General features: G+C 67.9%; 15 protein-coding genes. 8 read left to right on the top strand and 7 right to left on the bottom strand.

What is annotated here, in order from left to right; translation table 11 throughout:
• From Q0U08_RS10135 to Q0U08_RS10105, 7 genes are all read left to right on the top strand, one after another.
• On the top strand, window positions 1–605 hold a 605-nt coding region (locus Q0U08_RS10135; protein WP_298091328.1), incomplete at its 5' end, for a peptidase dimerization domain-containing protein.
• Window positions 602–1618 carry an arginine N-succinyltransferase gene (locus tag Q0U08_RS10130; RefSeq protein ID WP_298091327.1) on the top strand — a complete coding sequence of 339 codons (1017 nt, stop codon included), beginning with the start codon at window positions 602–604 and terminating at the stop codon, window positions 1616–1618. The genes Q0U08_RS10135 and Q0U08_RS10130, both read left to right, overlap by 4 nt.
• A gap of 5 nt (window positions 1619–1623) precedes the next feature.
• Window positions 1624–2883 carry an N-succinylarginine dihydrolase gene (locus tag Q0U08_RS10125; RefSeq protein ID WP_298091330.1) on the top strand — a complete coding sequence of 420 codons (1260 nt, stop codon included), beginning with the start codon at window positions 1624–1626 and terminating at the stop codon, window positions 2881–2883.
• Between the two features lie 78 nt (window positions 2884–2961).
• Entirely contained in the window at window positions 2962–3201 is a 240-nt protein-coding gene (locus Q0U08_RS10120; protein WP_298091326.1) for a hypothetical protein, read from the top strand.
• A 46-nt stretch (window positions 3202–3247) separates the two neighbouring features.
• Entirely contained in the window at window positions 3248–4147 is a 900-nt protein-coding gene (gene cysD / locus Q0U08_RS10115; RefSeq protein WP_298091325.1) for a sulfate adenylyltransferase subunit CysD, read from the top strand.
• Window positions 4147–6165, top strand: a complete 2019-nt coding sequence (cysN, locus tag Q0U08_RS10110; RefSeq protein WP_298091324.1) for a sulfate adenylyltransferase subunit CysN — start codon at window positions 4147–4149, stop codon at window positions 6163–6165. Before cysD ends, cysN begins: the two co-directional genes overlap by 1 nt.
• Window positions 6162–6899, top strand: coding sequence for a 3'(2'),5'-bisphosphate nucleotidase CysQ (locus tag Q0U08_RS10105; protein ID WP_298091323.1), 738 nt, complete (start codon window positions 6162–6164; stop codon window positions 6897–6899). The genes cysN and Q0U08_RS10105 overlap by 4 nt, the downstream gene beginning before the upstream one ends.
• 7 nt (window positions 6900–6906) lie before the next feature.
• Here Q0U08_RS10105 and Q0U08_RS10100 read toward each other — a convergent pair whose 3' ends face one another.
• The 7 genes from Q0U08_RS10100 to Q0U08_RS10070 are packed head-to-tail and all read right to left on the bottom strand — an operon-like array spanning window position 6907 to window position 14478.
• Entirely contained in the window at window positions 6907–7899 is a 993-nt protein-coding gene (locus Q0U08_RS10100; RefSeq protein ID WP_298091322.1) for a UDP-glucuronic acid decarboxylase family protein, read from the bottom strand.
• A gap of 26 nt (window positions 7900–7925) precedes the next feature.
• Window positions 7926–9005 (bottom strand): glycosyltransferase, encoded by a 1080-nt coding sequence (locus Q0U08_RS10095; protein ID WP_298091321.1) that lies wholly within the window; start codon window positions 9003–9005, stop codon window positions 7926–7928.
• Window positions 9002–10090, bottom strand: a complete 1089-nt coding sequence (locus Q0U08_RS10090) for a glycosyltransferase (RefSeq protein ID WP_298091320.1) — start codon at window positions 10088–10090, stop codon at window positions 9002–9004. The genes Q0U08_RS10095 and Q0U08_RS10090 overlap by 4 nt, the downstream gene beginning before the upstream one ends.
• Entirely contained in the window at window positions 10087–11199 is a 1113-nt protein-coding gene (locus Q0U08_RS10085) for a glycosyltransferase (RefSeq protein ID WP_298091319.1), read from the bottom strand. The genes Q0U08_RS10090 and Q0U08_RS10085 overlap by 4 nt, the downstream gene beginning before the upstream one ends.
• Window positions 11196–12296 (bottom strand): glycosyltransferase family 4 protein, encoded by a 1101-nt coding sequence (locus tag Q0U08_RS10080; protein ID WP_298091329.1) that lies wholly within the window; start codon window positions 12294–12296, stop codon window positions 11196–11198. Before Q0U08_RS10080 ends, Q0U08_RS10085 begins: the two co-directional genes overlap by 4 nt.
• 2 nt (window positions 12297–12298) lie before the next feature.
• A complete protein-coding gene (locus tag Q0U08_RS10075; protein WP_298091318.1) occupies window positions 12299–13366 on the bottom strand; it encodes an NAD-dependent epimerase/dehydratase family protein in 1068 nt (355 codons plus the stop codon).
• On the bottom strand, window positions 13363–14478 hold the full coding sequence (locus Q0U08_RS10070) for an NAD(P)-dependent oxidoreductase (RefSeq protein WP_298091317.1): 1116 nt from the start codon (window positions 14476–14478) through the stop codon (window positions 13363–13365). The genes Q0U08_RS10075 and Q0U08_RS10070 overlap by 4 nt, the downstream gene beginning before the upstream one ends.
• Window positions 14479–14688: 210 nt before the next feature.
• Here Q0U08_RS10070 and Q0U08_RS10065 point away from each other — a divergent pair.
• Window positions 14689–15245, top strand: a 557-nt coding sequence (locus Q0U08_RS10065; protein ID WP_298091316.1) for a histidine phosphatase family protein, incomplete at its 3' end; no start/stop codon positions are given.

Raw genomic sequence — 15245 nt, 5'->3', positions numbered from 1 at the left:
GCACGGGGAACTTCACGGTCGTGGTGCGCGGGCGGGCCGCCCATGCCGGGCGCAACCCGCGTGACGGGCGCAACGCGGTCGTCGCCGCCGCCGCAATCGCGGTGGAACTGTCGGCGCTGATGGCGGACGATCTGAGCGTGAACCCGGCGCGGATCGCGGGCGGCGGGCCGAACAATGTGGTGCCCGATCTGGCGATGCTACACGTCAATTTCCGCCCCGCCTCCACCGAGGCGATCGCGCGGGCGGATGCGGCGCTGCGGGGCATCTCGGCGAGGATCGGTGCCGCGCATGACGTGGGCGTGGCGGTCCATGGCAGCTTCAACCGGCCACCCAAGCCGATCGATGCGGGCGCCGCCGCCCTGTTCGAGCGGGTCAGGCAGGCGGGCGCGGACATGGGCCTGTCGATCGGCTGGCGCGCGACCGGCGGGGTGTGCGACGGCAACAACATCGCGGCGGCCGGCGTGCCGGTGGTCGATACGATGGGTGTGCGCGGGGGCGCGATCCATTCGGCCGACGAGTTCCTGATCACCGACAGCCTGGCCGAGCGCGCCGCGCTGTCCGTACTCACCATCCTGCGCACCATCGGCCTGGGGGGCCGCCAATGACCTTTCGCATCCGCGCGGCGCGCGACGCCGACCTGCAGCATCTGTACGAAATGGCCAAGCTGACCGGGGGCGGCTTCACCAACCTGCCGCCCGACAGGCGTGCGCTGGTCGCCAAGCTGGAGCGCAGCCACGCCGCCTTCGCGCGCACGGCGGGCGCGCTGGACGACGAGTTGTTCGTGCTGATGCTGGAAAATGCCGATACGGGCGAGGTGCGCGGCACCTGCCAGATCTTCACCCAGGTGGGGCAGCGGCACCCCTTCTACAGCTACCGCCTGGGCACGCTGACCCAGCACAGCCGCGAGTTGCACCGCACCTTTCGCGCCGAGATGCTGTCGCTGACCACCGACCTGGAGGGCGCGAGCGAGGTGGGCGGGCTGTTCCTGCATCCCGGCGAGCGGGCGGGCGGACTGGGCCTGTTGCTGGCACGAAGCCGTTACCTGTTCATCCGCCAGCACCGCGCGCGCTTTGCCGACCGCGTGCTGGCCGAGCTGCGCGGGGTGATCGACGAGGCGGGGGGATCGCCCTTCTGGGACGGGCTGGCCGGGCGCTTCTTCGGGATGAATTTCCAGGATGCCGACCAGTTCAATGCGATCAACGGCCACCAGTTCATCGCCGACCTGATGCCCAAGCATCCGATCTACACCGCGATGCTGACCGAGACCGCGCGCGCCGCGATCGGCCTGCCCCACCCTTCCGGCCGCGCGGCGATGCGGATGCTGGAAAATGAAGGCTTCGCCTATGAGAATTACGTCGACATCTTCGATGGCGGTCCGACGATGACGGCACGCACCGATCAGGTGCGGTCGATCCGCGAGGCGGCCGATGACCGCATCGTTTCGGTGGATCGCGGCGGCGGCGCGGAAGCGCTGGTTGCGACGGGCGTGCTGGGCGATTTCCGCTGCGCCTTCGGCCACATCCGGCACGAGGATGGCGGGATCGTGCTGTCCGAGGATTGCGCCCGCGCCCTGGATGTCGGGTCCGGCGATAGCGTGGTGCATGTGGGGCGGTGGTGAGCACGGTGCTGACAGAGATAAACTTCGACGGGATCGTCGGCCCCAGCCATAATTATGCGGGGTTGAGCCACGGCAATCTCGCCGCGACGCGCAATGCGGGGCAGTCCTCCCACCCGCGCGCGGCTGCTCTGCAGGGCATCGCCAAGATGCGCGCCAACCTGAAACTGGGACTGGTACAGGGCGTGCTGCTGCCCCACCGTCGCCCCGATCACGACTGGCTGGCACGGCTGGCGACGGCCTATGCGGAGGCGCCGCCGCATCTGAAGGCGCAGGCATTGTCCGCCTCCGCCATGTGGGCGGCGAATGCGGCCACCGTCTCCCCGGCCCCCGATACTGCCGATGGCCGCTGCCACCTGAGCGTCGCCAATCTGGTGACGATGCCGCACCGCAGCCATGAATGGCCGGAAACGCTGGCGCAGTTGCGCGTCGCCTTCGCTGACCCAGCCTTTGCCGTGCACGCGCCCGTCCTGCCCCCCTTCGGCGACGAAGGTGCGGCCAACCACATGCGGCTTTGCGCCGATCACAATGCCCCCGGCGTCGAGGTCTTCGTCTATGGGCGCAGCGGCGGGCGCTTCCCCGCGCGCCAGCACCGGGAAGCGTGCGAGGCGGTGGCGCGCACGCATGGGCTCGATCCGGCACGCACGCTGTTCGTGGAGCAGTCGGAGGTCGCCATCGCGGCCGGCGCCTTCCACAACGACGTGGTGGCGGTGGCCAATGGCCGGGTGCTGTTCGCGCATGAACAGGCCTTTGCCGATCGCGACGGTTTCCACGCCGATCTTCGCCGGTTGATGCCGGAGGTGGAGATCGTCGAAGTGCCCGCGGCACGGGTATCGCTGGAGGATGCGATCACCTCCTATCTGTTCAACGCGCAGCTCGTCACGCTGCCCGCGGGTGAAATGGCGCTGGTGCTGCCGGGCGAGGCGCGGGCGACGCCCAGCGTCTGGCAATGGCTGGAAGAGCATGTCGCCGGCAACGGCCCGATCCGCCGGCTGGAGGTGGTGGACGTGCGCGAATCGATGGCGAATGGCGGCGGCCCCGCCTGTCTGCGGCTGCGTGTCGTCGCCGATCCGGCGACGGTCGATCCGCGCTTCCTGGTCGATCATGCACGGCTCGACCGGATAGCCGCGGTCATCGAGGCGCATTGGCCCGAGACGATCGCGCCGGGCGATATCGCCGATCCGGCATTGATCGCACGGATCGAGGCCGCCCGTGCCGCGCTGCTGGCGGCGTTGGACCTGCCGGGGGACCTGCCGGCGAACTGGTAAACGGGAAAGTAACGATTCCCATTCCGGGACCGGGTCGGCGATTGCGCCGCGCGACCGGCAGGTGTCTAACCTCGTGCCATGTGGCACCGGATCGTCAGGCTCTTCACGATCAAGAGCAAATTCGAGGCGTTCCTCATCATCTACGGCCTGGCCGTGGGTGCGTGTCAGCGCGGCGCCATGTACCTTGATCAATATCCCGGCTGGCCGGGCAAGATGATGTTCGCGGTCTGCCCGATCGCGGTGTTCATGGCGGGCGCGCGCATCCTGGATTCGATCGAACGCGAGCAGGCGGACGCGGACGACTTGGGCGCGTGTTAGGATAAGTTGGTCGCGCCGCCCGCCAGAGACATTATCTGGCGTGACGATGACCCGTCTCACTCATCTTCAGCGCCTGGAAGCCGAGAGCATCCACATTCTGCGTGAGGTCGTCGCCGAGGCCGAGCGCCCGGTGATGCTCTATTCCGTCGGCAAGGATTCGGCGGTGATGCTGCACCTCGCCAAAAAGGCGTTCTTTCCGGCGCGCCCGCCCTTCCCGCTGCTGCATGTCGATACGACGTGGAAATTCCGCGCGATGTACGACCTGCGCGACAAGGCCGCGGCCGATGCGGGTATGGAGTTGATCGTCCACCGGAACCCCGAGGCACAGGCGCAGGGCATCAATCCGTTCGATCATGGCAGCCGCCACACCGACATGTGGAAGACCGAAGGGCTGAAGCAGGCGCTGACGCTGCACGGCTTCGATGCGGCGTTCGGCGGCGCGCGGCGCGACGAGGAGAAAAGCCGGGCGAAGGAGCGCATCTTCTCGTTCCGCTCGGCATCGCATGGCTGGGATCCCAAGGCGCAGCGGCCTGAGCTTTGGCGGCTCTACAACACGCGCAAGCACAAGGGAGAGAGCATCCGCGTCTTTCCGCTGTCCAACTGGACCGAACTCGACATCTGGCAGTACATCCTGGCGGAGAATATCGAGATCGTGCCGCTCTATTTCGCCGCACCGCGCCCGACCGTGGAGCGCGACGGCATGCTGCTGATGGTCGATGACGACCGCTTCCCGTTGCGGCCTGGCGAGGTGCCGGTGGACCGCTCGATCCGCTTCCGCACGCTCGGCTGCTACCCGCTGACGGGTGCGGTGGAGAGCGAGGCAGCGACCTTGCCCGCAATCATCCAGGAAATGCTGCTGACCACGACCAGCGAACGCCAGGGCCGCGCGATCGATCATGATCAGGCCGCCAGCATGGAGAAGAAGAAGCGCGAGGGATATTTCTGATGGCGAAGACCGATATGGCGACGCTGGCTACCATGTCTTCTCCCCTCCCGCTGGCGGGAGGGCTTGCTCCCACCGGCGCGGCGGATGGAGATCGCGATTCCCCTCCCCTGACCCCTCCCGCCAGCGGAAGGGGTATCTATGAGCCCGACGCGCTGATCGCGTCCGACATCGCGGCCTATCTGGAGGGGCATGCGAACAAATCGATGCTGCGTTTCATCACCTGTGGGTCGGTGGACGATGGCAAGTCGACGCTGATCGGCCGGCTGCTCTACGATTCGAAGACGATCTTCGAGGATCAGTTGAACCAGTTGGAGGCGGATTCGCGCCGCGTCGGGACGCAGGGGCAGAATATCGACTTCGCGCTGCTGGTCGACGGCCTGGCCGCCGAGCGCGAACAGGGCATCACCATCGATGTCGCCTATCGCTTCTTCGCGACGGAGAAACGCAAGTTCATCGTCGCCGACACCCCCGGCCACGAACAATATACTCGCAACATGGTGACGGGTGCCTCCACCGCGGACTGCGCGGTGATCCTGGTCGACGCGCGCAAGGGCGTGCTGACCCAGACCCGGCGGCACAGCTATCTCGCGCACCTCGTCGGCATTCGCGAGATCGTGCTGGCGGTGAACAAGATGGATCTGGTCGGCAACGACCAGGCGGTGTTCGACGCGATCGTCGCCGATTATGCCGCCTTCGCCCATGCCATCGGCATCGAGGATTTCCGCGCCATCCCGCTGTCCGGGCTGACCGGTGCGAACGTCACCAGCCGGTCCGACACGATGCCATGGTATGACGGCCCCGCGCTGCTGCCCCATCTGGAGAGCATCGACGTCGATGCTCTCCAGATGGGGCAGTGGGTGAACCGGCCCGACCTCGACTTTCGCGGTTTTGCCGGGCTGATCGCCAGCGGGCGGGTGTCGGTGGGCGATCCGGTGCGCATCGTGCCGTCGGGGCGCAGTTCCAAGGTGGCGCGCATCGTCACCTTCGACGGGGATCGGCCCAGCGCGATCGCGGGCGAGGCGGTGACGCTGGTGCTGGCGGACGAAGTGGATTGCTCGCGCGGCGACGTGATCGCCGCGGCCTCCGCGCCGCCGGAAGTCGCGGACCAGTTCCTGGCGACGATCGTGTGGATGGCGGATGCCGAGCTGGTGCCGGGCCGCGGCTATTGGTTGAAGCTGGGCACCCAACTGGTCAACGCGACGGTGCAGCCGCCGCGCCATGTGGTCGATGTGAACACGCAGGCCGAATTGTCCGCGACGACGCTCAGCCTGAACGATATCGGCGTGGCGGAGGTCTATGCCGACCGGCCGATCGTGTTCGAGCCCTATGCCAAGGGCAGCGATCTTGGCGGCTTCATCCTGATCGACCGCGCGACCAATGCCACGGTGGCGGCGGGGATGATTGCGGAGCCGCTTCGTCGCGCGCAGAACGTCCACTGGCAATCGATCGACGTGACGCGCGAGGCCCATGCGCGGCAAAAGGGGCAAACCCCGCGCGTCCTGTGGTTCACCGGCCTGTCGGGATCGGGCAAGTCGACCATCGCTAATCTGGTCGAAAAGCGGCTGCATGCGATGGGGCGGCACACCTTTTTGCTGGACGGCGACAATATCCGCCACGGGCTGAACCGCGACCTGGATTTCAGTGAGGCGGGGCGGATCGAGAATATCCGCCGCGTCGGCGAGGTCGCCAAGCTGATGGCGGATGCCGGGTTGATCGTGTTGACCGCGTTCATCTCGCCTTTTGCCGCGGAGCGCGACATGGTGCGCCGGATGCTGCCGGAGGGCGAGTTCGTGGAGATCTTCGTGGATACGCCGCTGGACGTGGCGGAGGATCGCGACGTGAAGGGGCTGTATGCCAAGGCACGGACCGGCGAGATCGCCGACTTCACCGGCATCTCCAGCCCCTATGAACGCCCGGCCCGCCCGGCCTTGCGCATCGACACGGTGCGCGAGGCGCCGGAGGCGGCGGCGGAACGCATCGTCGAGCATCTGCTGGGCGTGTGGACCTATGACCTGTGACCGACGATGACCTCGCGCGGGTGGTGGCGCTGGAGGCCGGGCAATTGCTCCAGCGCATCCGCGCCGCCGGCGATTGTTCCGGCAAGGCGCTGGGCGATCGTGGCGACCATGACGCGAACCTCTTGATCCTCGACCGGCTGCGTGCCGCCCGGCCGGACGATTTCATCCTGTCCGAAGAGTCGGTGGACGACCGGGCGCGCTGCGCCGCGCGGCGGGTGTGGATCGTCGATCCGCTGGACGGCACGCGCGAATATGCCGGCGGATCGGACGAATGGGCGGTGCATATCGGGCTGGCGATCGACGGGCGCCCGGCGGTGGGCGCGGTCGCGGTGCCGGCACTGGCACGCGTCTTCACCACCGATGACGTGGCGGCGGCCCCTCCCCCCCTGTCCGTACCCCTGCGCGTCGTGGTCAGTCGCAGCCGCGCACCCGAAATCGCCCGCTGTGTCGGCGAGGCGCTGGGCGCGACGATGATCCCGATGGGCTCGGCGGGCGCCAAGGCGATGGCGGTGGTCGACGGCCGCGCCGACATATACCTGCATGACGGCGGGCAATATGAGTGGGACAATTGCGCCCCCGCCGCCGTGGCGATGGCCGCCGGGCTGCACGCCTCGCGCATCGACGGCAGCCCGCTGGTCTATAATTGCGAAAATCCACTGCTGCCCGACCTGCTGATCTGCCGGCCGGAGCTGGCGGAGCGGGTGCTGGCCGCGATCCGCGCAGGCCGCGCCTGACGCAAGGTCAGGCCGCGACGCGCTGCGGCACCCGGCCCAGTTCCTCGGCGAACCAGGCGCAGGTCTTGGCGAGGCCGTCGGCCAGCGGCACGCGCGGTTCCCAGCCGAGCAGCGCCCTGGCACGGTCGATGTTCGGGCGGCGGCGGCGGGGATCGTCCTGGGGTAGCGGCGTATAGACCAGCCGGTTGGTGCTGCCCGTCATCGCCACCACCTTTTCGGCGAGGTCGGACACGGTGAGTTCGACCGGATTGCCCAGATTGACCGGCTCCAGCCCGTCGATGTCGCTTTCCATCAGGCGGATCAGCGCATCGACCATGTCGGAGACGTAGCAGAAGCTGCGCGTCTGCGTGCCGTCGCCGTGGATGGTGATGTCGCGGTTGGACAGCGCCTGACAGATCAGGTTGGAGACGACGCGGCCGTCATCGGGGTGCATCTGCGGGCCATAGGTGTTGAAGATGCGCGCGACGCGGACCTGCGCGCGCGCCATGCGGGCATAGTCGAAGGTCAGTGCCTCGGCAGCGCGCTTGCCCTCGTCGTAACAGGCGCGCGGGCCGGTGCAGTTCACCCAGCCGCGATAACCCTCGACCTGCGGATGCACCTCGGGGTCGCCGTACACCTCGGACGTGGAGGTGAGCAGGAAGCGCGCGCCGGTCTGTTCGGCCAGCCGCAGCAGGTGGTTGGTGCCCATCACGTTGGTCAGCATCGTGTGTTCGGGATCGGCCTGGTATTGCGGCGGCGAGGCGGCACAGGCCAGATTGTAGATGCGCACGATCCGCCCGGCTTCGCGCAGCACCGCCTCGGGCAGCGGATCGACGATGTCGCCCTGCACGAAGGTGAAGCCCGGCCGCCCTTCCAGCAGGCGCAGGTTGGACGGGCGCGCGGTTTGCAGATTGTCGAGGACGATCACCTGCCGCCCTTCGTCCAGGAACCGCGCGGTCAGGTGCGAGCCGATGAAGCCCGCGCCGCCCGCGATCAGGATCACCTCCTCCGATGCTGCCATTGCCTCTTCCTTTCCCATGGTCTTCGTCACGCGACCTGTGGTTCACGTGCGGCCGCTGTTGCGGCATGTTCCAGATGTGCTTCGAGTTCGGCCGCACGGTGGCGCGCGGTATGTCGGTCCAGCACGCGGGTCTGCGCCGCACGCCCCATCGCTCCGGCATCCTGACCGGAAAGCGCGGCCACCACCGCCCCGGTTCCATCCGCCAGGATGATCTCCGATTGCGGCACGAAGAGCTGGTCCAGCCCCTCCCAGATGTCCGAGATGATCGGCGTCGCGCAGGCCGCCGCCTCGAACAAGCGCACCGAGGGCGACCAGCCGCGCGCGATCATGTCGCCCCGCGTCACGTTCAGCGTGAAGCGCGAGGCGGAGTAGAAGGCGGCGTGGTCGGCGGGCGGGCAATGCTCGATCCGCTCGACATTGGCGGGCCAGTCGATGTCACCCGGATATTGCGGTCCGGCCACGACGAAGCGGCGGTCCGGCATCCGCCGCGCCGGCTCGATCAGCAGCCGCTCCAGCGTCGGCTGGCGATCGGGGCTGTAGGTGCCGAGATAGGACAGGTCCCAGCGCACGGGCACATCCAGCGGGCGATAGGCCCCCTCATCGACCGAGCAGAACAGCGCGCGGGCCGCGGGCGATCCGTAATGCCGCTCCAGATGGTCCAGCGTCGGGCCGCCGGTGAACGACAGATAGATGTCGTAGCCGGGGATCACCTCCGGCGAGAGATACTCGAAATCGCCGCGTTCCAGCTTGGCGAGCGTGACCGGCGTATCGATGTCGTAGAATGCGGTGACGCCGCGCGCGGTCTGCTGCACCATCCGGGCGACCTCGACACCCTCCGGCACATAGGAGCCGACGATCACCGCATCGGCCTCGGCGATCGCCTCGCTCCAGCGGGTGCGTAGTTCGTCAAGATCGGCGTAGAAGGCCAGTTCGCAATAATCGGGATCGGTGCAGTCGCGCTGGCCGGCATACCAGGGCACGTCGCGTTCCAGGAACAGGATGTCGTGCCCGCGCGCGGCAAAGGCCTTCAACAGCGCGCGAAAGGTGGTGGCGTGGCCATTGCCCCAGGAGGACGACAGCGACAGGCCGAGGACGACGAGCCTCATGCCGGCACCGCCTGTCTGGCGAGATGGTCGCGGAACAGCGCGTCCACCTGCACCGCGCGCAGTGCATAGGTGTGTTCGGCCAGCACCCGCGCCCTGGCCGCCTGCCCGATCGCCTGTGCCCGCTCGGTGGTCAGCGTCGCCAGGTGATCGGCCACATCCTGTCCGTCGCGTGCCACCAGCACTTCCGTGTCGGGGGTCAGGAACTGTTCGATCCCCTCCCAGGCATCGGTGATCAGGCAGGCGGCGGCGCCGGCGGCCTCGAATACGCGGGTGGCGGGCGAGAAGCCGATATGCGCCATCGAATCGCGCGCGACGTTCAGCACCGCACGCGGCGTGCAGTTGAAGGCATTATGCTCGGCGGTATAGACATGGCCGCGGTGACGGACGTTGCCGGGCATGTCCTTCGTCTCCCAGCCGTTGCCGCCGATCAGGAACTGCCGGTCGGCGAGCAGGCTCGCCGGCTTGAGGAAGAATTCCTCCACCCGCGCCTCGCGATCGGGCAGGCGATTGCCGAGAAAGGCGAGATCACAGGCGAAACGCGGATCGGGTGCGACGGGGTGATGCGTCTCGGGATCCAGCGCGTTGTAGACGGGGATGCACCTTTTCGCGCCGAAGCCGGTATAGGCGTTCACCACCGGCGGCCCGCCGCCATAGGTCAGCACCATGTCCAGATCGGGCAATGCGGCAAGCACCGGATGCGAGGCGTCGCCGCGCATCTCGTCCAGTGTCGCGGCGGCGTCCACGTCCCAGAATATCTTGAGCGCGCGGGGGCCGGCATTTGCGACCACACCTTCCAGCAGTTCCCGGTCGAAGACGCCGACGCCGTTCGCCTTCACCACGATATCGGCGCCCCGCGCCTCCGCCAGCACGTCGCGCAACGCCTCGGTGGTGGCCGGATAGACGACCGACCGGGCATAGGATGGCGGATCGATGTCGCGGTGCTTCTGCCGGTCGAACGCGTCGGGCTCGTAGAAGGTGATGTCCCAGCCATGGCGGGCAAGCGCGCTCAATATGCCGCGATAATAGGTGGCCGCGCCGTTCCAGTAGGAGGAGACGAGGCTGGACCCGTAAAAGGCGATCTTCATGCGGCGGTCCTCTCGAGCGCGGGTGCATGGAGCTGATCGGCGATGGCGAGCAGTTCATCGACGCGGTGCGCGCAGGTGTGGCGGGCGCGGATCGTCTCCAGCCCGGCAGCGACCAGCGCGGCGCGCAGATCGGCATCTTGCGCCAGCGCACGCAGGTGGCGGGTCATGGCGTCGCCGTCGCCCGCGACCAGATAATCGGTGCCGGGGCGGAACAGCCCTTCGGCATCCTCCCACGGCGCGGAGACGAGCGGGATGCCGCACGCCAGCGCCTCGAACACGCGGATGGTGGGGATACCGGGCAGGATCGTCGCGTAATAGCGGCGCGGCACATGTACGGTGGCAAGCGCACGCGCAAAGATATCGGGGGCGCCGGCATTGGGTGCCCAGCCGTGATAACGGGCACCGTGCGCGGCCAGCATCGCCTTCGCTTCGTCCGGATAGCGGACGCCGTAAATGTCGAGAGGCAGCCCGGCCTCGGCCGCGGGGCGGAACAGGAAGCTTTCCAGTTCGCGCGTCCGCTCGCCATCGCCCCAGTTGCCGATCCAGACCAGACCGGAACGCTCGGCTTCGTGCGTCGGCGGGTGGAAGCGGCGGATGTCGGCCGCCTCGTGCCAGGTCCAGACCCGGCCTTCCCACCCCCAGCCGCGATAGACCTGCGCCAGCGTCTCGCCGAACGCCAGCACGCCGTCATAGCCGGACAGGTCGAACGCGTTCATCTCGTCCGGCGCGCTGACCGCGCGGTGATGCGTATCGTGGAACAACAGGCGGAACGATCCGCCCCGCCGGCGCACGTCGCCGATCGCCGCGACCAGTGCCGGCTCGTTCCATTCATGGACGATGACCAGATCGGCGCCGTCGACCAGCGGCTCCAGCGCGATCTCGGGCGCGATGCTTTTGGACGACAGTTCCGGATACTGACGGCGATAGGGTTCCAGCCCCGCCTCGCCCGCATCGGCCAGCAGGTTGGTCAGGCTCCACGCATTGATCGGCTCGTAGACGCGCACATCGTGCCCGCGCGCGATCAGGTCGCTGAGTACGCCGCGCAGGAAATGGGCGTTGCCGTGGTTCCAGCAGGATTGCAGGCTGTGGGTGAAATAGACGATCTTCATGCGGCGACCCTGGTGGGGGATGTACCGGTGCCGAGCAGGCCGGTGTAGATGGAGGCCATGGCGCCGGCCATCGCGTCCGGCGTGTAGCGATGGGCACGGATGCGCGCGGCCTCCCCCATGTGCTGGCGCAGCGCCTTCTCGGCGATCACGCGGTCGATCGCGGCGGCAAAGCCATCGGCATCGTCCGGATCGACGAACAGGGCAGCACCCGTCCACAATTCGCGAAACGTGTCGATCCCCGACAGCACCAGCGCACAGCCCGCCGCCGCCGCCTCCAGCACCGAAAGACCGAACGGCTCGAAGCTGGCAGCGGAGACGAAGATCGGCTGAGCCGCCAGTTGCGCTGCCAGATCGGGGGTGGAGAGCGTGCCGAGCGACCGGGCATGATGAAGCTGGATCGTCTCGCCATGCGGGGCGACCAGGGGACCGGCGGCGAGCATCGGCCATGCGATGCGCCCGGCCGCCTCGTCGAGCAGGCGCATGCGCTTTACCTGATCCCATAGCCGCCCGGCGGTCAGCACATGATCGGCCTGTGCGACCCCGGCCGGCACGGGCAGCGCGGCGCGGCCGTTATGCACGGTCAGCGGCGGCGCCTGCAGCCGGTGGCAGCGCGCGACGATCGCGGCATAGCTGGCGCTGGGCGCGACCACCGCATCGGCGCGCATCAGCCCGGCACGGACCAGCCGCGCCTGCCAGGCAAAACCGCGATCGGGCTTGGTGCCGTGCGCGGCATCCCACCAGGTGGCGACGCAGCCATGAATGACCGCGACGACGGGTACCGGATAGGCGGTATCGGCGGCCAGACAGGGCTGGTTGAGGTGGACGAGGCTCACGCCCTCGCGCTCGGCCAGCGCGCGTATCACCTCGGCCGCCGCCTGGACCGGGCCGGGTTCGTCGCACAGCCAGTCCAGCGGCAGGCCGGTCTCCACCAGCTTCAAACCCGGAACGCCAGCCGCCTCGCCCCGCTGTTGCGCGGTGGCGGGGGGCCCCAGCGTCGCCAGCACCGTCTCGATCCCGTGCGGCACCAGCGATGCCGCCAGATCGGTCGCATATTGCCAGACCCCACCGACCGCGTCCGCGGTCATCAGGATACGCATGGTCACGACGCCAGCGCCGTCATGTCGCCGACCGGCAGGTTCAGGCGGCGTTCGCTCGCCAGCCAGCGTGTCAGATTCGCCACGCCCTCGCGCCACGGCACCTTCGCGTTCAAGCCCAGCGCCGCCTCCGCCTTTCGCGTATCGGCAACGAAGTACCGCTGGTCGCCCGCGCGCCAGTCGGCATAGTCGATCGCCACGTCCTGCCCGATCAGCGTGCCGATATAGGCGAGCAGGGTACGCAGGCTGACCGCATTGTCCGCGCCGCCGCCCAAGTTGAACACCTGCCCCGATACCCGGTCGATATTGGCCCAGGCGCGTACATAGGCATCGACCGCGTTCGACACGTCGAGGATGTCGCGCACCTGCTGCCCATCGCCGTACAGCGTGATCGGCCGCCCTTCGAGCGCGCGGATCAAGAAATGGGCGACCCAGCCCTGATCCTCCGTCCCCATCTGGCGGTGACCATAAATGCAGCTCATCCGCAGCACCGCGGTCGGCACGCCGTAGCTGCGTGCGTAATCCAGCACATATTGGTCGGCCGCGCCCTTGGAGCAGCCATAGGGGGTGTGGAAGTCGAGCGGCCGATCCTCGCCGATACCATGGGCACGGATGTCGGCATCGACGGGCGCATAGCCATTGTCGCTGGCGGCGAAATCCAGATCGGCAAGGTCGCCATACACCTTGTTGGTGGAGGCGAAGATCAAAGGCGTGGAGTCGCCCCGCTTGCGCAGGATCTCCAGCAGCGAAAGCGTAGCCGCGATGTTGATGGTGAAATCGTCCACCGGATCGACCAGGCTGGTGGTCACCGCCACCTGCGCGGCGAGGTGGAACACCGCCTTGGCGTCCGCCGCGGCATCGGCCAGCGCATCCTGTTCGCGGATATCGGCGATCCGCGCCTCGATCCGGTCGCCGTGCCGGCTCTGCAACCAGCGCAGATTCTGTTCGACACCGGCGCGGGCGAGCGCGTCATAGACGCGGATGCGATGCCCCTCACCCGCCAGCCGGTCCGCGAGATTGGAACCGATAAAGCCAGCGCCGCCCGTGATCAGGATGGGCCGGTCGTCGCTCACGCCACCAGCCCCCGCTTCTCCAGTTCGGCGCGCATCGTCGCCACCTTGTCTTCCGCGGTCTGCTCGGCGACCCATTCGGCCAGTTCGGCCAGCCCTTGGGTGAAATCCTGCGTCGCGCGGAAATCCAGCTTTTCGGCGGCCAGCCCGGTGTCGCAGAAGCAGTGGCGGATATCGCCGATCCGCGCCTTGCCGACGACCTCGGGGGTCAGGTCGTTCTTGCCCATCGCGCGGGCCAGTTCGGTCGCAACCTCGGTGACGGAGCGATCATGGCCGGAACCGATGTTGAACGTGCCGCCCACCGCCTGCGGCAAGGTCAGCGAGTCGGCAAAGGCGCGCGCCACGTCCGACACATGGACGAAGTCGCGGCGCTGTTCGCCATCCTCGAAGATCATCGGCTGCTGGCCGTTGAGCAGCCGGGAGGCAAAGATCGCCAGCACGCCGGTATAGGGGTTCGACAGCGCCTGGCCGGGGCCATAGACGTTGAACAGGCGCAGGCACACGCCCTCGATCCCGTAAGGCGCGGCCATGATGTGGGTGGTGCGCTCCTGCACATATTTGTTGAGCGCGTAGATCGAGGCGAGATTGGGCCGCTTCCATTCCGGCGTCGCGACGGGTGCCAGCGGCCGGCCTTGCGCGTCCACCGGCTCCCAGTTGGACAGACCGTCGCGCAGGCCCCGGCGCTCGGCATCCTCGACCAGATTGCCGTCCGCGTCGCGGTACAGCCCCTCACCATAGATCGACATGGACGAGGCGGTGACGACACGACGCACCGGCTTGTCGATCAGCTTCTCGAACAGCACGGCGGTGCCGACGTCGTTGGTCGAGGTGTAGCGTTCCACCTCATACATCGACTGGCCGACGCCGACTTCGGCCGCCAGGTGGACGACGCTGTCCACCCCGTCCAACGCGCGCGACACGGCATCACCATCGCGCACGTCGCCGCGGATCAGCTCCACCTCGTCGTTCAGCAGTGGCGGGCGATCCACCTGCCCGTGTACCTGCTCGATCAGACTGTCGAGAACGCGGACCCGGTTGCCACGGGCGAGCAGCTCGTCGGCAACGAAGCGACCGATAAAGCCGGCGCCACCGGTAATGAGAACAGTTTCGCTCATGCCGTGAGCTTGATCTGTGTTGTTGACGAAAAGCGGATTGTCGCGGCCACTCGGGTCATTCGAATCAACACCCCCTGATCACAATGCTTTCGAGAGTGGAACGAAGCTTCTTCTTCTTTGTTCCTAATGCATTGGGAAGCTATCTTCTTAACAATTGTTAAGTCGCCGCCATTCGGATCGCGGCGATACAGGGGGCAGGGAAGCGGACATTTGACGGCGACGATCCTTTTCATCCGCCACGCGGCGCATGCGCATCTGGATATACGCCTGTCCGGGCGCCTCGCCGGCGTGCCGCTCAGCGAGGCGGGCGTGGCCCAGGCGGCGGCGCTGGGGGCGGCGCTTGCTGGTCAGGGGATCACCCGCGTCGACTGCAGCCCACTAACCCGCACCTGCCAGACGGCGCAGGCGATCACCCGGGCCTGCGCCCTCCCCGCCCCGACCATCGTCGACGCGCTGGTGGAGATCGACATGGGCGACTGGACGGGTGCGCCCTTTGGCAGCCTGCACGGCCCCGCCTGGGACGCATGGAACACCCGCCGCGGCACCGCGCGCATCCCCGGTGGCGAGACGATGGCCGAGGCGCAGGCGCGCATCGTCGGCCATCTCGAGCGACTGGCGCACGAGGCGGACGGGCAGACGATCGCGCTGGTCAGCCATAGCGACATGATCCGCGCCGGCATCGCGCATGTGCTGGGCCTGCCGCTCGACAACCTCCTGCGCTTCGACATCGCCCCCGCCAGCGTCTCGCGCGCCGTGATCGGTGACTG

Origin of the sequence: uncultured Sphingomonas sp., from assembly GCF_946477935.1 — a bacterium.
GTDB lineage: Bacteria > Pseudomonadota > Alphaproteobacteria > Sphingomonadales > Sphingomonadaceae > Sphingomonas.
The sequence above is the reverse complement of the archived record's forward strand: the minus strand, read 5'-3'. Positions and strand labels throughout refer to the sequence as shown.